The organism is Enterobacter wuhouensis (genome assembly GCF_004331265.1).
GTDB lineage: Bacteria > Pseudomonadota > Gammaproteobacteria > Enterobacterales > Enterobacteriaceae > Enterobacter > Enterobacter wuhouensis.
The window spans coordinates 1-17,611 of record NZ_SJOO01000013.1 but is presented as its reverse complement, the minus strand read 5'-3'; the positions used below and the strand labels follow the sequence as shown (position 1 = coordinate 17,611).

Genomic DNA, 17,611 nt, shown 5'->3' with positions numbered 1-17,611 from the left:
CACAACGCAGAAAAAGAAAAACCCCGCCATAAGGGCGGGGTTTTAGAGACTAAAAGAGGAGTGAATTAGTCTTCTTTCGGACCACGCATCGCGCGTTTACGGTCGTTCTCGGTCAGGTGACGTTTACGGATACGAATTGACTGTGGAGTCACTTCGACCAGTTCGTCATCATCGATGAACTCCAGAGCCTGCTCCAGGGTCATCTTAACCGGTGGAACCAGAACCGTTGCTTCGTCAGTACCGGACGCACGCATGTTGGTCAGTTTCTTACCGGTCAGGCAGTTTACGGTCAGGTCGTTAGAACGGCTGTGAATACCGATGATCTGGCCTTCGTAAACTTCGGCACCGTGGCCCAGGAACAGCTTACCGCGGTCCTGCAGGCTGAACAGTGCGAACGCAACCGCTTTACCCTGACCGTTGGAGATCAGCACGCCGTTGTTACGCTGGCCCACTTCGCCTGGACGCACGTCGTCGTAGTGGCTGAAGGTGGAGTACAGCAGACCGGTACCGGACGTCATGGTCATGAATTCTGAACGGAAGCCGATCAGACCACGGCTTGGGATCACGTAGTCGAGACGTACGCGGCCTTTGCCGTCTGGATTCATGTTTTTCAGGTCGCCTTTACGCTCGCCCAGAGCCTGCATCACAGAACCCTGGTGCTGCTCTTCAACGTCCAGCGTGACGTTTTCGAACGGCTCTTGTTTACGGCCGTCGATTTCGCGGAAGATAACTTTCGGACGGGAAACCGCCATCTCGAAACCTTCACGACGCATGTTTTCGATCAGAACTGACAGGTGCAGCTCACCACGACCGGACACGCGGAATGCATCGGCGTCTGGTGTTTCTTCAACGCGCAGCGCAACGTTGTGCACCAGCTCTTTGTTCAGGCGGTCAAGGATCTGACGAGAAGTAACGAACTTACCTTCTTTACCACAGAACGGAGAGGTGTTGACGTTGAAGAACATGGATACGGTTGGTTCATCAACGGACAGGGCCGGCAGCGCTTCGACGTTCTGCGGATCGCAGATGGTGTCGGAGATGTTCAGCTCACCCAGACCGGTGATGGCGATGATGTCGCCTGCTTCAGCGATGTCGCTATCGATACGCTCAAGACCTAGGTGAGTCAGGACTTTACCGACTTTACCGTTACGGGTTTTGCCTTCGCTATCGATGATAGTAACCTGCTGGTTAGGCTTAACTTTACCGCGCTTGATACGACCAATGCCGATGACGCCAACGTAGTTGTTGTAGTCGAGCTGAGAGATCTGCATCTGCAGGGTGCCGTCGAGATCAACGTTTGGTGCAGGAACACGGTCAACAATCGCCTGGTACAGCGGGGTCATGTCTTCGGCCATGTCTTCGTGGTCCAGACCTGCAATACCGTTCAGCGCAGAAGCGTAAACGATAGGGAAGTCCAGCTGCTCGTCGGTCGCGTCGAGGTTAACGAACAGGTCGAAGACCTGGTCAACAACCCAGTCAGGACGCGCGCCAGGGCGGTCAACTTTGTTAATAACAACGATTGGCTTCAGACCATGGGCAAAAGCTTTTTTGGTCACGAAGCGCGTCTGTGGCATTGGGCCATCCATTGCGTCAACGACCAGCAGAACGGAGTCTACCATGGACATTACACGTTCAACTTCACCACCGAAGTCGGCGTGCCCTGGGGTATCAACGATGTTGATACGGTAGTCATTCCATTTAATCGCGGTGTTTTTCGCGAGGATAGTAATCCCACGCTCTTTCTCCAAATCGTTGGAGTCCATCACGCGTTCTTGGGTTTCGGCACGCGCATCAAACGTACCGGATTGCTGCAGCAGCTTGTCAACCAGGGTAGTTTTACCATGGTCTACGTGCGCGATGATGGCGATGTTACGCAAATTTTCGATCACAACTTTGCCTCAGGCATTTAGAAATAGCGCGTTATTGTACACGGATTAATCGCACTACAAAACAGGATCACAAACATCCCCCGCAAACAAGTATTGCAGAGATGCTTTGTGATCGCTTTCACGGAGCGGTAAAAGGGCACTTTAACGTAAATTGCACCAATATGGTGCTCAATGTTCACATTGAAGCACTATACTGGTGCAACAAATCCATCGTGGTGCAGCCCTTTTGCACTATGGTGCGCATGATAACGCCTTTTGGGGGTGTTTTAAAAGTTGGCACAGATTTCGCTTTATAAAAAATACATGGCAACAGCCAGTACAAACAGAAATTGAAGACCTCGTTACCACGACGACAATGACCAATCTGGAGAGTTAAGTATGTCCGCTGAACACGTTTTGACGATGCTGAACGAACATGAAGTGAAGTTTGTTGATCTGCGCTTCACCGATACCAAAGGTAAAGAACAGCACGTCACAATCCCTGCTCATCAGGTGAACGCCGAATTCTTTGAAGAAGGCAAAATGTTTGACGGCTCCTCCATTGGCGGCTGGAAAGGCATTAACGAATCCGACATGGTTCTGATGCCGGACGCGACCACCGCGCTCATTGACCCGTTCTTCGAAGAACCGACTCTGATCATCCGTTGTGATATCCTCGAGCCAGGCACGCTGCAGGGTTACGACCGCGATCCACGCTCCATCGCGAAACGCGCTGAAGAGTACCTGCGTTCTACCGGCATCGCGGACACCGTTCTGTTCGGGCCAGAGCCAGAGTTCTTCCTGTTTGACGACATCCGTTTCGGCGCTTCAATTTCTGGTTCCCACGTGGCTATCGATGACATCGAAGGCGCATGGAACTCTTCCACCAAATACGAAGGTGGTAACAAAGGTCACCGTCCTGGCGTGAAAGGCGGTTACTTCCCGGTTCCTCCGGTCGATTCTTCACAGGACATTCGTTCTACCATGTGTCTGATCATGGAAGAGATGGGCCTGGTTGTTGAAGCGCACCACCACGAAGTGGCCACCGCTGGCCAGAACGAAATCGCTACCCGCTTCAACACCATGACCAAAAAAGCGGATGAGATTCAGATCTACAAATACGTTGTGCACAACGTTGCGCACCGTTTCGGTAAAACCGCGACCTTCATGCCAAAACCAATGTTTGGCGACAACGGTTCCGGTATGCACTGCCACATGTCCCTGTCCAAGAACGGCACTAACCTGTTCTCTGGCGACAAATATGCCGGTCTGTCCGAGCAGGCGCTGCACTACATCGGTGGTGTTATCAAACACGCTAAAGCGATCAACGCCCTGGCGAACCCAACCACTAACTCCTACAAGCGTCTGGTCCCAGGCTACGAAGCGCCGGTCATGCTGGCTTACTCTGCCCGTAACCGTTCTGCTTCTATCCGTATCCCGGTTGTTGCGTCGCCAAAAGCGCGCCGTATCGAAGTGCGCTTCCCGGACCCAGCGGCTAACCCATACCTGTGCTTCGCAGCGCTGCTGATGGCCGGTCTGGACGGTATTAAGAACAAGATCCACCCAGGCGAAGCCATGGACAAAAACCTGTACGACCTGCCGCCAGAAGAAGCGAAAGAGATCCCACAGGTTGCCGGTTCTCTGGAAGAAGCCCTGCAGGCGCTGGACGCAGACCGTGAGTTCCTGACGGCTGGCGGCGTGTTCACCGATGAAGCTATCGACGCTTACATCGCGCTGCGTACCGAAGAAAACGACCGCGTTCGCATGACCCCGCACCCGGTTGAGTTCGAACTGTACTACAGCGTTTAAGTTTTAACGGGTTTCACGCGACCTTTTCGCGTGACCCGCAAGCTGTTTTTAGTTGTTGCCGTGGAAACTTTCAGCCCATCTTCGGATGGGCTTTTTTCTCCACCAACAACCTGATCTCACGCGCTTTTTACGACGAAAAAGCTATACTGCACTAAATTAGTGCAACCAACTCCAGGAGACTGCTGAATGGCAACTGGCACGCTGCCCGATGCTGGGCAGATCCTCAATTCCTTGATTAACAGTATCTTGCTGGTCGATGACGAGCTGGCGGTGCATTACGCCAACCCGGCGGCGCAGCAGCTGCTCGCCCAGAGCGCGCGTAAACTGTTTGGCACCCCGCTTCCTGAGCTGTTGAGCTATTTTTCGCTGAATATTGGCCTGATGCAGGAGAGTCTGCAGGCCGGTCAGGGGTTCACGGATAACGAAGTGACGCTGGTGATCGACGGGCGCTCGCACATTCTGTCCCTGACGGCGCAGCGGCTGCCTGAAGGGTTGATCCTGCTCGAAATGGCGCCGATGGATAACCAGCGCCGCCTCAGCCAGGAGCAGCTCCAGCACGCCCAGCAAATCGCGGCTCGCGACCTGGTACGCGGCCTGGCGCATGAAATCAAAAACCCGCTGGGCGGGCTTCGCGGCGCGGCGCAGCTGTTGACCAAAGCGCTGCCGGACCCCGCGCTCGCGGAGTATACCAACGTCATCATTGAACAGGCCGACCGCCTGCGTAATCTGGTCGACCGCCTGTTAGGGCCGCAGCAGCCGGGAATGCATATCTCTGAAAGCATTCATAAAGTGGCCGAGCGCGTGGTGAAGCTTGTCTCTATGGAACTCCCGGACAACGTCACGCTGGTGCGTGATTACGACCCAAGCCTGCCGGAACTGGCGCACGACCCGGATCAGATCGAACAGGTTCTGCTGAATATTGTGCGCAACGCGCTGCAGGCGCTGGGGCCGGAGGGGGGCGAAATAATCCTGCGCACCCGCACCGCATTCCAGCTTACGCTGCACGGCGTTCGCTACCGTCTGGCGGCACGTATCGACGTCGAAGATAACGGACCGGGTATTCCACCGCATCTGCAGGACACGCTGTTTTACCCGATGGTCAGCGGCCGCGAAGGCGGGACCGGGCTGGGGTTATCCATTGCCCGCAGCCTGATTGACCAACACTCTGGCAAAATTGAATTTACCAGTTGGCCGGGGCATACCGAGTTTTCGGTTTTCCTGCCGATTAAAAAATAAAGGTGACGTTTATGCAACGAGGGATAGTCTGGGTAGTCGATGACGATAGCTCCATCCGTTGGGTGCTTGAACGCGCGCTCACCGGAGCGGGATTGACCTGCACGACGTTTGAGAGCGGCAGCGAGGTGCTTGATGCACTGACGACCAAAACGCCGGACGTTCTGCTGTCCGATATTCGCATGCCGGGAATGGACGGGCTGGCGCTGTTAAAGCAGATCAAACAACGCCATCCTATGCTTCCGGTCATCATAATGACGGCGCACTCCGATCTGGATGCCGCCGTAAGCGCTTACCAGCAAGGGGCGTTTGATTACCTGCCAAAGCCGTTTGATATCGACGAGGCGGTTGCGCTGGTCGAACGCGCCATCAGCCACTACCAGGAACAACAACAGCCTCGTAATGCGCCCGATTTTGGCCCCACGACGGACATCATTGGCGAAGCGCCTGCGATGCAGGATGTGTTTCGCATCATCGGACGTCTTTCACGTTCGTCCATCAGCGTATTGATTAACGGCGAATCGGGAACCGGTAAAGAGCTTGTTGCCCACGCGCTGCATCGCCATAGCCCGCGGGCAAAAGCGCCTTTTATCGCGCTAAACATGGCGGCGATCCCGAAGGATTTGATTGAGTCCGAGCTGTTCGGCCATGAAAAAGGGGCGTTTACCGGCGCGAATACCATTCGTCAGGGTCGCTTTGAGCAGGCCGATGGCGGCACGCTTTTCCTGGATGAAATCGGCGATATGCCGCTGGACGTTCAGACGCGCCTGCTGCGCGTGCTGGCCGACGGGCAGTTTTACCGCGTGGGCGGCTATGCGCCGGTGAAGGTCGACGTGCGCATTATCGCGGCGACGCACCAGAACCTGGAGCTGCGCGTGCAGGAGGGTAAATTCCGCGAGGATTTATTCCACCGCCTGAACGTGATCCGCGTTCACCTGCCGCCGCTGCGCGAGCGTCGTGAAGACATTCCGCGCCTCGCGCGTCACTTCCTGCAGGTGGCTGCCCGCGAGCTGGGCGTTGAAGCGAAGCTGCTGCATCCGGAAACCGACGCCGCCCTCACCCGCCTGGCCTGGCCGGGCAACGTGCGCCAGCTGGAGAACACCTGTCGCTGGCTGACCGTGATGGCCGCCGGGCAGGAAGTGCTGATTCAGGATTTACCGGCGGAGCTTTTTGAAGCCACTGTCCCTGAAAGCAGCACCGGACACGCGCTGCCGGACAGCTGGGCGACGCTGCTGGCGCAGTGGGCCGATCGCGCGCTGCGTTCCGGTCATCAAAACCTGCTGTCTGAGGCTCAGCCTGAGATGGAGCGCACGCTGCTGACCACCGCGCTTCGTCATACGCAGGGCCATAAACAGGAGGCCGCTCGCCTGCTGGGATGGGGCCGAAATACCCTGACGCGCAAGCTGAAAGAGCTGGGAATGGAGTGATCTTTACCGCTGTGTAAAGATGATTATTTGAGCGTAAATTGCCGTTATTTTGCGCTTTACTGTTCCGATGAGTTTTGTATGATCGTGCCCGGAAATTTGGGGGGATCATCATGCTGGAATCATTAGTCAATTTGCTCTCTAGCGGAGCAGCTGAAAGCCATACGCCACAAACAGCCGTTGCCGCAGTGCTGTGTGCGGCGCTGGTGGGGCTGTTTAGCTAGCTAGAAGGTGAAGAAAAGCCGGGTGGCGCTTCGCTTACCCGGCCTACATTTCGCACTTTTGTAGGCTGGGTAAGGCGAAGCCGCCACCCAGCATTGCAGCTTAAATCACCCGCGAGAACTGCTGCATACGGGCTTTCTGACGCAGGTACGCGTCAAAGCACATGCAGATATTACGAATCAACAGGCGCCCTTTCGGCGTAACCTCAATCGCACTCTCCGACGCATCCACCAGCCCATCTTTCGCCAGCGGTGCAATGAGCTTCAGGTCTTCGGCGAAATAATCACTGAACGTCAGATCCCACTGCGCTTCCACGTCGCGGAAGTCGAGACGGAAGTTGCAGATCAGCGCCTTTATGACGTCGCGTCTGATGCAGTCATCACGGGTTAATGCGATACCGCGCCACAGGGCGTTGCCGGTTTCATCGACCTGCTGATAGTAAAGCTTCAGCTCTTTCTGGTTCTGCGCGTAGCAGTCGCCGATCATGCTGATGGCGGAGACGCCCATTCCCAGCAGATCGGTATCGCCCTGCGTGGTGTAGCCCTGGAAATTGCGGTGCAGAATGCCTTCACGCTGGGCAATCGCCAGCTCGTCGTCCGGACGGGCAAAGTGGTCCATCCCGATAAACTGATAGCCGGCGTCGGTCAGCGAGGTGATGGTTTCCTGCAGGATATCCAGCTTTTGCTGGGCTGACGGCAGGTCGGCATCTTTGATTTTGCGCTGAGCGGCAAACAGCGTCGGCAGATGCGCGTAGTTAAAGACGCTCAGGCGGTCCGGATTGAGCTCGGCCACGCGTTTTAGCGTGAAGGCAAAGCTCTCCGGCGTCTGCTTCGGCAGGCCGTAAATCAGGTCGATATTGGTTGAGGTAAAGCCGATGTCACGCGCGTGGTTGAGTAAGGCAAAGATAAATTCTTCGTCCTGCTCGCGGTTCACCAGGCGCTGCACCTCTTTGTTGAAGTCCTGCACGCCCATGCTCAGGCGGTTGAACCCCTCTGCGCGTAAGTGATCCAGTACATCCAGCTCGATTTCACGCGGATCCACTTCAATCGAGATTTCGGCATCTTCATCAAAATTGAAGTTGCTGCGCAGCAGCGTCATCAGGCGGGTGATTTGCGTTTTATTCAGATAGGTTGGCGTACCGCCGCCCCAGTGAAGCTGGCTGACGTGACGACCGGCAAACAGCGGCGCGCGATGCAGAATTTCTTGTTCGAACGCATCAAGGTACTGATCGGCTTTATGCTGCTGGCGGGTAACAATTTTATTGCAGCCGCAGAAGTAGCAAAGCTTGTGGCAGAACGGAATATGGACGTAGAGCGACAGCGGACGCTCGGGATAGCGCGCGACAGCCTGCTGAAATTCCGCCTCGCCGAAAGTATCGGAGAACTCCAGCGCGGTGGGGTAAGAGGTATAACGCGGCCCGGAATAGTTATATTTCTGGATTAGGGCCAAATCCCAGTCGATAGTTGGTGCTGACATGCTCACTCCTTCCGTTGGTGTCGCGTTCGCATACGGCGGCCCGTTCTGGCCCCGTTGGGGGGCATCATTCGGGTGCGCAGCCACTTCTGTCGCCGCGACAACCGCCGTAGTTTAACGAATAACCACACCAGATAACATATAACCGGAAGGGTTATAAGCAGGACTATCGTACCTGCCGGGTGCAAATGTTAGTTTCCACCCTTCAGAAGACGCATCATATCTTCCTGCTTTTCTTCTTCTTCTTCGTCTTCTTCATCATCGTAAGACAGGCCCAGCTTCTGCATCAGCTCATCGATACGGTCCAGTTTGGCATCCACCCATGACTGCTCTTCAGTGGTCAGGGTTTCACCCTCTTCAAGACGTTCCAGCAGCGCGTCCAGGCGCTCATCGTTCTCCAGCAAATCCAGCTCAGCCTGCGGTGAAAGCATAGGTTTCTCGCTCTTTGGTTTGTGCTGCTTAGTGACCGGGGTGTCTGTCACGCCCAGTGGAATGGGAGTTTTACTGCCGATACGGGGATCTTTCTGCGCCTTACCATTTGCAGAAGCGCCTGCTGCACCGCTGCCGCTTGCACGGCTACCCGCCGCATGGCCACGATGCTTTTTATCGCGTTTGCGATCGCGCGCTTCCTGGTTCAGTTCTTCGCGCGTTTTGCGGCGTGCTTTTGCTGGGCGTTTCGCGCCCGCTGCGGTGGTCGGTTTTTTCATGATGTTTTATCTTTAAGCCGTTTTATTCAGTATAGAATTGCGGCGAAATCTAGCAGAAAGCAAGCAAAGAAAAAAGGCGACAGAGCAATCTGTCGCCTTTTTTCCTGACTCACAACCCTTAGCGGGCCAGACATTCCATGTTTGCCAACAACAAACCCTGTTTATCCCTTGGCTAATACCGTCCGTGATACGGTTCCTTTTCCTGTTAAAACGCCTCCAGGCGCTCGTCGTCCTGACAATCCTGAGTCTTCGCCTCCTGGCGTTCCTGACCCTTGTCCTTAAGTCGTTATCCTGTTGGCATCCTCGCCTTGACGCACACTTTACCTTGTTCCGTTAAACTAACAAGCAACGAAGGAGTACAAAAACGGATTTTCAGATAATTACCCAATATTAACTCTCTGATATTTAATGTTTTGCATTTTTAAACACCTGCGATTTCTCTTAAATCTCCCATAGTTTTAATGGCAGATCTCCTACAAACAACAGGGTTTTTACCTACACGCAAATTGCAATGAGCAAAGTCTTTTGTCCGCATTCGGGTATAATCCCCCACAGATTACGATTTTTGGAGACGACCACGTGACTACCTGGAACTACCAACAGACGCATTTTGTCACCAGTGCGCCTGATATTCGCCACCTGCCTTCTGATACAGGTATTGAAGTGGCATTCGCTGGCCGCTCCAATGCGGGGAAATCTAGCGCGCTAAATACGCTGACCAATCAGAAGAGCCTGGCGCGTACCTCAAAAACACCTGGCCGTACTCAGCTGATCAACCTGTTTGAAGTGGCTGACGGCAAGCGATTGGTCGACCTACCGGGCTACGGCTATGCGCAGGTCCCGGAAGAGATGAAGATCAAATGGCAGCGTGCGCTGGGTGAATACCTCGAAAAACGCCAGTGCCTGAAAGGCCTGGTGGTGCTGATGGATATTCGCCATCCGCTGAAAGATCTCGATCAGCAGATGATCGACTGGGCCGTAGAGAGCGATATCGCCGTGCTGGTCTTGCTGACCAAAGCCGATAAGCTGGCAAGCGGCGCGCGTAAAGCTCAGGTGAATATGGTTCGCGAAGCCGTACTGGCGTTCAATGGTGACGTGCAGGTTGAGCCGTTCTCATCGCTGAAAAAACAGGGCGTGGATAAGCTGCGTCAGAAGCTAGACAGTTGGTTCAACGAGCTGGAACCCGCCACGGAAGCGGAAGAAGAGTAATAACGAGCGCGGCGATGTCCGCGCTTTTTTTTGCCTGACATTTTCTTTGCCGCAATAAAAAACGCCCCAGTCATTACTGACTGGGGCGGCTAAAATATTCAGCCAAATCCGATTACGTGAAGTAAAAGGTCTGAAAGATAGAACATCTTACCTCTGTACCCTACGTCGTTAACTCTACCCCTTTTTTATCTGTAGAAAAAGCACTTTTTGTAGTTTTTTTTCATTCTTTACATAGGGAATTCTAATGATCGTCACAAAACGCGCGCTGTTATGTTGCTAACTTACGTAAAACGCGCGTTATTCGATAAACCCTTAGTGAGCCTGATCCCAGTTTTCACCGCTACCCACTTCCACCAGCAACGGCACATCCAGCGTCATGCTGCTTTCCATCAGCTCGTGGATCTTCTGAGACACGTTTTCCAGATCGTCCTTGTGCACTTCGAACACCAGTTCATCGTGCACCTGCATGATCATTTTCACGCGCGGTTTCTCTTTTTCCAGCCAGGCATCTACGGCAATCATTGCGCGCTTGATGATGTCCGCTGCGGTGCCCTGCATTGGGGCGTTGATTGCGGCACGTTCTGCACCTGCGCGACGCGCCGCATTGCTGGATTTGATGTCCGGCAGATACAGACGACGACCGTCCAGGGTTTTAACGTAACCTTTTTCTTTCGCCTGGGCACGCGTGCGCTCCATGTACTCCAGCACGCCCGGATAACGCTCGAAGTAGAGATCCATATACTTTTGGGATTCTTTACGCGGAATGTTGAGCTGGCGGGAAAGGCCAAAGGCGCTCATGCCGTAAATCAGACCAAAGTTGATCGCTTTCGCACTGCGGCGCTGTTCGTTAGTTACGCTGTCCAGCGGCAGGCCGAACACCTCAGCAGCCGTCGCCCGGTGGATATCCTTACCTTCGGCAAACGCGGTCAGTAAGCCCTTATCGCGCGACAGGTGCGCCATAATGCGCAGCTCAATTTGCGAGTAGTCCGCAGAGACAATCAGATAGTCATCTGGTGCGATGAACGCCTGACGGATGCGACGCCCCTCTTCGTTACGCACCGGGATGTTCTGCAGGTTAGGATCGGTCGACGAGAGTCGCCCGGTCGCCGCAACGGCCTGGTGATAAGAGGTATGCACGCGGCCCGTTTTCGGGTTGATCATCAGCGGCAGCTTATCGGTATAGGTCGATTTAAGCTTCGCCAGACCGCGATACTGAAGAATGACTTTTGGCAGCGGATAGTCCAGCGCCAGCTCTTCAAGCACCTCTTCAGAGGTAGACGGCGCGCCGCCAGGGGTTTTCTTCAGCGGCTTGATGCCCTGCTTTTCAAACAGGATGGTCTGTAGCTGTTTAGGAGATGACAGGTTAAACGGCTCGCCCGCAAGCTCGTGGGCCTTTTGCTCAAGCTCGGTCAGACGCTGTGCAAGCTCTCCAGAGTGGTTATGCAGAACGGTTGGGTCAATCTTAACGCCGTTGCGTTCAATCCGCGAAAGCACCGGTACCAGCGGCATTTCAATATGCTGGAACACGTTCAGCGGGCCTTCATGCTTCTGCAGTTTTGGCCACATCTTCAGGTGAAGCTGCAGCGTCACGTCGGCGTCTTCTGCCGCGTAGCGACCCGCCTCTTCCAGCGCAATCTGGTTAAAGGTGAGCTGATTTTTACCTTTGCCAGCGATCTCTTCAAAGGTGATAGTTTTGTGCTTCAGCCAGCGGTCAGAGAGGGAGTCCATATCATGACGACCCGCCACGCTGTCCAGAATGTAGGATTCAAGCATGGTGTCGAAGGCAATCCCGCGCAGTTCAATGCCGTAGTTTTGCAGAATGCCGCGGTCATATTTCAGGTTTTGCCCGACCTTCAGTACCTTGTCATCTTCAAGAATTGGCTTCATCAGTTCAAGCACGCGCTCGCGGGAGATCTGATCCGGCGCATCCAGGTAATCGTGCGCAACAGGCACGTAGGCCGCAACGCCTGGCTCTGTCGCAAACGACAGGCCCACCATGTTGGCTGAGATGTTATCGAGGCTGTCGGTTTCCGTATCGAAGGCAAACACCGGCGCTTTTTTCAGTTTTTCAATCCAGGCGACCAGCTGCGACTCTTCTAGGATGGTTTCGTACTTGTCGAAGGAGAGGGTTACGGCTTCTTCTTCTTCCGCCAGCTCTTCAGCATCAACGACAATGGTCTCTTTTGGCTTCGAAGCAGGCTTGGCGCCTTTTGCCTGTAGCCACTTACCGCCTTCTACATCAACGATCCAGCGCTTGAATTCATATTGCTTAAACAGGCTCAGCAGATCGTCAGCGGAAGGTTGCTGCACTTCAAGCTGTTCACAGCCCAGTTCAAGCTCAACGTCCGTTTTGATGGTAGCGAGCTTATAGGAGAGATAAGCCACCTCTTTGTTGTCTTCCAGTTTCGCGGCCATAGTTTTTGCGCCACGGAATGTCAGGCCGGCGATTTTGTCGGACTGCGAATACAGCGTATCCAGACCGCCCAAACCCTGCAGCAGCGCCTGCGCGGTTTTTTCACCCACGCCCGGCACGCCTGGAATGTTGTCCGAGGAGTCACCCATCAGGGCCAGAAAATCGATAATCAGCTCTGGCGGCACGCCATATTTCGCGACGACCTCTTCCGGCCCCAGAATGGTGTTGGTCATGGTGTTAATCAGGGTGATCCCAGGCGTCACCAGCTGAGCCATATCTTTATCGCCGGTGCTGATCAGTACCGGGCGGCCCATTTTTTCAGCTTCACGCGCCAGCGTGCCGATCACGTCATCGGCCTCAACGCCAGAGACGGCCAGCAGAGGCAGACCCATCGCTTTCACCATGGTATGCAGCGGCTCAATCTGCGCGCGCAGATCGTCCGGCATTGGCGGGCGGTGAGATTTGTAATGCTCAAACAGTTCGTCGCGGAAGGTTTTGCCCTTCGCATCAAAGACGACCGCCGCATGGGTGGGCTGATACTGGAGGATCAGGCTGCGCAGCATATTCAGCACGCCGTACATTGCGCCGGTCGGTTCTCCTGCGCTATTGGTCAGAGGAGGAAACGCATGATACGCCCGATACAGGTAAGAAGAGCCATCGACGAGAATAAGAGGGTTTTCTGGGATCTGAACCATAATGTCCGTGCCTTTAATCAATTTATGGGTAAAGGATGCCACAGAAGGATGAAAACATCAGTTATTAGGGCCGGAAACAGGAAAAGATTTTGCGATCGTGAGGATCGCTCGCAAAAACCGTTCTGTGGATAACTTTGTGTATACTTTCAATTCATATGAATAACAAACGCTAAAACGTTCTACATAAAATTAATTAACGCTTAATTATCAGTTAATTAGTGATGGTATTTTTGTCTATATGGCTTACTGATGGCAATTTAGTCTATGTGGATATAAGCCTCATCAACCTTGCCTCCATAGATAAATCTGCTGTACAGAGGTCAAAGCCCATTGCCTACAGCCTTAAAGCACCATTTTTTTGTCTGTTTTCTGATAAAATCAGCGCCCTGCACCGGATGACCGGCTGCACCTCTTTATCTAACCACTTGAAAAAGCTCATCATGTCGAGATTGCTCGCTGCAATAACATTAGTGCTCAGCATTATTTTAACTATTCTGGTGACTATCGCCTGTTCTGTGCCAATCATCCTCGCCGGAATAATTAAACTCTTGCTGCCTGTACCCCGGGTCTGGCGAGCCGTGTCTGCATTTTGCAATTTGATGATGTACTGCTGGTGCGAAGGCCTGGCGATCCTGCTGTATCTGAATCCGCATTTAAAGTGGGACGTCCAGGGACTGGAAAGGCTCGATAAAAAGAACTGGTATCTCCTGATCTGCAATCATCACAGCTGGGCTGATATCGTGGTGTTATGCGTGCTGTTCCGCAAGCACATTCCGATGAATAAATACTTCCTTAAGCAGCAGCTGGCATGGGTACCTTTTATCGGCCTTGCCTGCTGGGCGCTGGATATGCCGTTTATGAAACGCTATTCACGCAGCTATTTACTTCGTCATCCCGAACATCGCGGTAAAGATGTGGAGACCACTCGCCGCTCCTGCGAGAAATTTCGCGCGCATCCGACGACTATTGTTAACTTTGTAGAAGGCTCCCGCTTTACGGAAGAGAAGCGCCAACAGACGCGTTCGCCCTACAAGAACTTACTGCCACCTAAGGCGGCAGGCATAGCAATGGCGCTTAACGTTCTGGGCGAGCAGTTCGATAAATTACTGAACGTTACGCTCTGCTATCCGGAAAACGACAAGACGCCGTTCTACGATATGCTCAGCGGCAAACTGACGCGCATTGTTGTGCGTGTCGATTTGGTCCCGATTGATGCCGGGCTGCACGGTGATTACGTTAACGATAAGAATTTCAAACGTCGTTTCCAGCAGTGGCTTAATACGCTCTGGAACGAGAAAGACGAGCAGATAGACAACATTAAAGCTTCATACAAAAACGCCGGTCAGTGACCGGCGCTTTTACATCAATAATCTTATTTCTTTTCAACCAGATATTTCACGGTGTCTGCATACTGCTGTACGAAGATATCCATGCTGCTGGTATCCATGCCCTGCATGTTCAGCTGATATTTTCCGTTAACAAACATGGCTGGCACACCCTGCAGCTGCAGGTCAGCTGCCGCTTTTTCCTGCTGGGCAACCAGGGATTTCACCACAAAGCTGTTCCAGGCTGCGTCGTACTCTTCACCTTTCACGCCCGCATCCACGAACACTTTACGGATATCAGCCGTAGTTTGAACGGTCTGGGTTTTCTGTACGGCTTCAAACATTGGGGCAGTGACTTTATCTTCCACACCCAGCGCCATAGCAACCGCCCACGCCTGAGTCAGGTCTTTACCCAATGGGCCCAGGAACTCAACGTGATACTTGGTCATTTTGGTGCCTTCTGGCAGCTTTTTCTTCACGCTATCCGAAACGTGCAGCACTTCCTCGAATTGATAGCAGTGCGGGCAGTAGAACGAGAAGAACTCCAGAACCTGTGGCTCACCGGCAACCGGCTTTTCCAGCGTGGTGAACTGTTTACCGTCGGTAAACTGTGCAGCAGAAGCGCTAAATGCCAGAATCATACCTGCCAGCGCCAGCCAAATTTTTTTCATGATCAACTCTCTCCTGGATGTGTCTAATTAATACATCGGCGTTATTTGCAAAGGGGGTTCTTGCAGAACCTTAACCTGCTCGGTAAATGTGGATATCTGGCTGCGCCAGTAATCCTCCCCGGTGAGCCACGGGAAATTTCGAGGGAATGCGGGATCGTCCCAACGCCTGATAAGCCACGCGAGATAATAAACAAAACGCATCGCACGTAAAGGTTCTATCAAGGCAATTTCGTCTGAATTAAAGGGGCTGAATTCTTCATACGCTTCAATGATGGTTTCAAGCTGCATACGTTGTTCGGCTTTGTCGCCGTTGAGCAGCATCCAGAGATCCTGAACAGCAGGTCCCATTCGCGCATCATCAAGATCGACAAACAGCGGGCCATCACGCCAGAGGATATTTCCCGCATGGCAATCACCGTGCAGGCGCAGAGTGGAAATATCATCGCGCCAGCAAGCTTTAACCGCGTCAATAAGTTTATCGGTCGCGTTGAGGAAATTATCCTTTAATCCATTGGGGATTAGCGTCGAGGTTTCGAATACCTTACGGGGTTCGATAAGATATTCCTCGATACCGATAGTGGGCCGGGCGATAAATGGCTTTTTACGTCCCGTCTGATGAATGCGTCCCAGATAGCGGGCAACCCATTCCATCTGATCGATATTATCCGCCTCAAACTGACGGCCGCCCAGGCTTGGAAATACAGCGTAGTAAAACCCTTCGTGCGTTAGCAGCGTTTGGTTATTAAATTTCAGGGGTGCAGCAACGGGAACGTCGTCATCCAGCATATCGTGGGTAAACTGATGCTCTTCCTGAATTTGTTCTGCAGACCAGCGTTTTGGACGATAGAACTTAACAACAAAGCGCTGACGGTCCTCGTCCTGAAATTGATAGACGCGGTTTTCGTAGCTGTTTAAAGGGGTTAACCCAGATTCCACCCGAATACCCTGCTCGAAGAGGGCGTCCATAATGGTATCCGGGTGTAATGTCTGGAAAGTAAAAGCCTGGTCGTTCATCCGATCATCCGGAAATTATACGAATGATTCAGGATATCATCTTGTGGCGATTTCGGTGGCTCCGCTTACAAGCTTTTACTCTTTAATTACCCCGCGCGCGCGCAGCAATGCGGTTTTAAAATCTTCCTCATAATCTTTCTGAATACCAGGAATAACAGCATCTTTGGCAGAATCACGCATTTTGAGGTGATAGATCAGGATGTCGTCAGAAAGGTCCGTCAGTTCACCGTCAAAACCTGACTCTTTCGCCAGTTTCTGTAAAAATTGCATTAGGTTCAGCTCTGGCTCTTTTTGCCAGGCTGGCTGGAGGAGTTCAATGACTTCATTCAGACGTTTACATTTCATGGTGGTGCTCCTTTCATTTAGAGTGACACGTTAGCAGGGTCAAACCCACAATAAAAGAGGCGATATTCGTGAATCAGTGCCAGGAAATCATCGGCGTCGTGCTGGCCGGTGGCAGAGCGACGCGCATGGGAGGGGAAGATAAAGGGCTTCAGCTCCTTAACGGTAAGCCATTATGGCGGCACGTCGCTGATACGCTTGTCGATCAGGTGTCGGCACTGGCGCTGAGCGCTAACCGCCATGTCGATATCTACCAGCGCAGCGGGTTTCCCGTTTATCAGGATAACCTCGCGGATTATCCGGGGCCGCTGGCTGGCATGCTTTCGGTGATGCAGCAGTCACAGGGAGAGTGGTTTGTCTTTTGTTCGTGTGATACGCCGTATATTCCGGATTGCCTGGTAGAACGTCTGGTACAGCAGCGTGGTAATTCTCCCGTAGTCTGGGTGCATGACGGCGAACGAGACCATCCTACTATTGCATTGATTCATAGATCGTTAGTTCCTGACTTGCAGGATTATCTGGCTGCAGGGGAGCGAAGGGTGATGGTGTTTATGCGGCAGGCAGGCGGTCATCCGGTGGACTTCAGCGACCTGAAGCCTGCATTCGTGAACATGAATACGACAGAAGATTTGCAGGCAATGCAGGAGAAACGATGATACCCGTTTTAGCTATTTCTGCCTGGAGTGGTACAGGTAAAACTACGTTGCTGAAAAAACTGATACCAGCGCTTTGCGCCAGGGGCATTCGTCCCGGATTGATTAAGCATACGCACCATAATATGGATGTCGATAAGCCGGGAAAAGACAGCTATGAGCTGCGCAAAGCGGGCGCGGCACAGACGATGGTGGCAAGCCGTCAACGCTGGGCGTTGATGACTGAAACCCCGGTTGAGGCGCCGCTGGATCTCGCTTATCTGGTCAGCAGAATGGATCATTCCACGCTGGATCTGGTGCTGGTTGAGGGGTTTAAGCATGAGGCCGTTGCAAAGATCCTGCTGTTTCGAAGCGATGCAGGGCATGATGTTCAGGAGCTAACGCTGGATGAGCATGTGATTGCGGTGGCCAGTGATGTTGTATTGGGGCTTGAAGTTCCGGTGTTGGATTTGAATGATGTTGAAGGGATTGTGGAGTTTATTGTGAGGTGGAGTGCAGTCTGACTTGCCGGGTGGCGGCGTTGCCTTACCCGGCCTACCTTTTTTTGGTCTAT

Annotated in this window: 16 protein-coding genes; 8 read left to right on the top strand and 8 right to left on the bottom strand. The window is 53.1% G+C overall.

What is annotated here, in order from left to right; translation table 11 throughout:
- Positions 1–65: 65 nt before the first annotated feature.
- A complete protein-coding gene (typA, locus tag E0L20_RS20640; protein WP_039032182.1) occupies positions 66–1,889 on the bottom strand; it encodes a ribosome-dependent GTPase TypA in 1,824 nt (607 codons plus the stop codon).
- Positions 1,890–2,267: 378 nt separating this feature from the next.
- Between typA and glnA the strand changes: the two genes are divergently transcribed.
- The 4 genes from glnA (at position 2,268) to E0L20_RS20615 (ending at position 6,558) form a co-directional block, all read left to right on the top strand.
- The gene (gene glnA / locus E0L20_RS20635) at positions 2,268–3,677 is read left to right on the top strand and encodes a glutamate--ammonia ligase (protein WP_023333896.1); all 1,410 of its coding nucleotides are present in this window, start codon (positions 2,268–2,270) and stop codon (positions 3,675–3,677) included.
- A 186-nt stretch (positions 3,678–3,863) separates the two neighbouring features.
- The gene (glnL, locus tag E0L20_RS20625; RefSeq protein ID WP_119938075.1) at positions 3,864–4,913 is read left to right on the top strand and encodes a nitrogen regulation protein NR(II); all 1,050 of its coding nucleotides are present in this window, start codon (positions 3,864–3,866) and stop codon (positions 4,911–4,913) included.
- A gap of 11 nt (positions 4,914–4,924) precedes the next feature.
- Positions 4,925–6,337 (top strand): nitrogen regulation protein NR(I), encoded by a 1,413-nt coding sequence (glnG, locus tag E0L20_RS20620; RefSeq protein WP_131635582.1) that lies wholly within the window; start codon positions 4,925–4,927, stop codon positions 6,335–6,337.
- Positions 6,338–6,447: 110 nt separating this feature from the next.
- Complete coding sequence (locus E0L20_RS20615; protein ID WP_125358805.1) at positions 6,448–6,558, top strand: YshB family small membrane protein; 111 nt, start codon at positions 6,448–6,450, stop codon at positions 6,556–6,558.
- A gap of 100 nt (positions 6,559–6,658) precedes the next feature.
- Here the strand turns inward: E0L20_RS20615 and hemN are convergent, their stop codons facing one another.
- On the bottom strand, positions 6,659–8,032 hold the full coding sequence (hemN, locus tag E0L20_RS20610) for an oxygen-independent coproporphyrinogen III oxidase (RefSeq protein WP_131635581.1): 1,374 nt from the start codon (positions 8,030–8,032) through the stop codon (positions 6,659–6,661).
- A gap of 188 nt (positions 8,033–8,220) precedes the next feature.
- Entirely contained in the window at positions 8,221–8,736 is a 516-nt protein-coding gene (gene yihI, locus E0L20_RS20600) for a Der GTPase-activating protein YihI (RefSeq protein ID WP_131635579.1), read from the bottom strand.
- A gap of 579 nt (positions 8,737–9,315) precedes the next feature.
- On the opposite strand from yihI, the gene yihA reads away from it, so the two are divergent.
- Positions 9,316–9,945 (top strand): ribosome biogenesis GTP-binding protein YihA/YsxC, encoded by a 630-nt coding sequence (gene yihA, locus E0L20_RS20595; protein WP_131635578.1) that lies wholly within the window; start codon positions 9,316–9,318, stop codon positions 9,943–9,945.
- A gap of 98 nt (positions 9,946–10,043) precedes the next feature.
- On the opposite strand, the gene spfP is transcribed toward yihA, so the two are convergent.
- Both spfP and polA read right to left on the bottom strand, forming a co-directional pair.
- Positions 10,044–10,091 carry a small protein SpfP gene (gene spfP / locus E0L20_RS24335; protein ID WP_071892919.1) on the bottom strand — a complete coding sequence of 16 codons (48 nt, stop codon included), beginning with the start codon at positions 10,089–10,091 and terminating at the stop codon, positions 10,044–10,046.
- Positions 10,092–10,257: 166 nt separating this feature from the next.
- Positions 10,258–13,053 carry a DNA polymerase I gene (gene polA / locus E0L20_RS20590; protein ID WP_131635577.1) on the bottom strand — a complete coding sequence of 932 codons (2,796 nt, stop codon included), beginning with the start codon at positions 13,051–13,053 and terminating at the stop codon, positions 10,258–10,260.
- Positions 13,054–13,493: 440 nt separating this feature from the next.
- Between polA and E0L20_RS20585 the strand changes: the two genes are divergently transcribed.
- Complete coding sequence (locus tag E0L20_RS20585; RefSeq protein WP_131635658.1) at positions 13,494–14,402, top strand: 1-acylglycerol-3-phosphate O-acyltransferase, YihG family; 909 nt, start codon at positions 13,494–13,496, stop codon at positions 14,400–14,402.
- A 23-nt stretch (positions 14,403–14,425) separates the two neighbouring features.
- Here E0L20_RS20585 and dsbA read toward each other — a convergent pair whose 3' ends face one another.
- The 3 genes from dsbA to E0L20_RS20570 all read right to left on the bottom strand — a co-directional run bounded on the left by dsbA (position 14,426) and on the right by E0L20_RS20570 (position 16,408).
- Entirely contained in the window at positions 14,426–15,049 is a 624-nt protein-coding gene (dsbA, locus tag E0L20_RS20580; protein ID WP_131635576.1) for a thiol:disulfide interchange protein DsbA, read from the bottom strand.
- 27 nt (positions 15,050–15,076) lie between these two features.
- The gene (locus E0L20_RS20575) at positions 15,077–16,063 is read right to left on the bottom strand and encodes a serine/threonine protein kinase (RefSeq protein WP_131635575.1); all 987 of its coding nucleotides are present in this window, start codon (positions 16,061–16,063) and stop codon (positions 15,077–15,079) included.
- A gap of 75 nt (positions 16,064–16,138) precedes the next feature.
- Positions 16,139–16,408 carry a YihD family protein gene (locus E0L20_RS20570; protein ID WP_010436801.1) on the bottom strand — a complete coding sequence of 90 codons (270 nt, stop codon included), beginning with the start codon at positions 16,406–16,408 and terminating at the stop codon, positions 16,139–16,141.
- A gap of 68 nt (positions 16,409–16,476) precedes the next feature.
- On the opposite strand from E0L20_RS20570, the gene mobA reads away from it, so the two are divergent.
- Positions 16,477–17,061: a molybdenum cofactor guanylyltransferase MobA gene (mobA, locus tag E0L20_RS20565; protein ID WP_131635574.1), complete on the top strand. Its 585-nt coding sequence runs from the start codon at positions 16,477–16,479 to the stop codon at positions 17,059–17,061.
- Positions 17,058–17,561 carry a molybdopterin-guanine dinucleotide biosynthesis protein MobB gene (gene mobB, locus E0L20_RS20560; RefSeq protein ID WP_131635573.1) on the top strand — a complete coding sequence of 168 codons (504 nt, stop codon included), beginning with the start codon at positions 17,058–17,060 and terminating at the stop codon, positions 17,559–17,561. Before mobA ends, mobB begins: the two co-directional genes overlap by 4 nt.
- The last annotated feature ends 50 nt before the right edge of the window (positions 17,562–17,611 follow it).

Bases quoted from the DNA above. Each gene is read 5' to 3' on its own strand.
- glnA (WP_023333896.1), top strand. From the start codon at position 2,268: ATGTCCGCTGAACACGTTTTGACGATGCTGAACGAACATGAAGTGAAG.
- glnL (WP_119938075.1), top strand. From the start codon at position 3,864: ATGGCAACTGGCACGCTGCCCGATGCTGGGCAGATCCTCAATTCCTTG.
- glnG (WP_131635582.1), top strand. From the start codon at position 4,925: ATGCAACGAGGGATAGTCTGGGTAGTCGATGACGATAGCTCCATCCGT.
- E0L20_RS20615 (WP_125358805.1), top strand. From the start codon at position 6,448: ATGCTGGAATCATTAGTCAATTTGCTCTCTAGCGGAGCAGCTGAAAGC.
- hemN (WP_131635581.1), bottom strand. From the start codon at position 8,032: ATGTCAGCACCAACTATCGACTGGGATTTGGCCCTAATCCAGAAATAT.
- yihI (WP_131635579.1), bottom strand. From the start codon at position 8,736: ATGAAAAAACCGACCACCGCAGCGGGCGCGAAACGCCCAGCAAAAGCA.
- polA (WP_131635577.1), bottom strand. From the start codon at position 13,053: ATGGTTCAGATCCCAGAAAACCCTCTTATTCTCGTCGATGGCTCTTCT.
- E0L20_RS20585 (WP_131635658.1), top strand. From the start codon at position 13,494: ATGTCGAGATTGCTCGCTGCAATAACATTAGTGCTCAGCATTATTTTA.
- dsbA (WP_131635576.1), bottom strand. From the start codon at position 15,049: ATGAAAAAAATTTGGCTGGCGCTGGCAGGTATGATTCTGGCATTTAGC.
- E0L20_RS20575 (WP_131635575.1), bottom strand. From the start codon at position 16,063: ATGAACGACCAGGCTTTTACTTTCCAGACATTACACCCGGATACCATT.
- E0L20_RS20570 (WP_010436801.1), bottom strand. From the start codon at position 16,408: ATGAAATGTAAACGTCTGAATGAAGTCATTGAACTCCTCCAGCCAGCC.
- mobB (WP_131635573.1), top strand. From the start codon at position 17,058: ATGATACCCGTTTTAGCTATTTCTGCCTGGAGTGGTACAGGTAAAACT.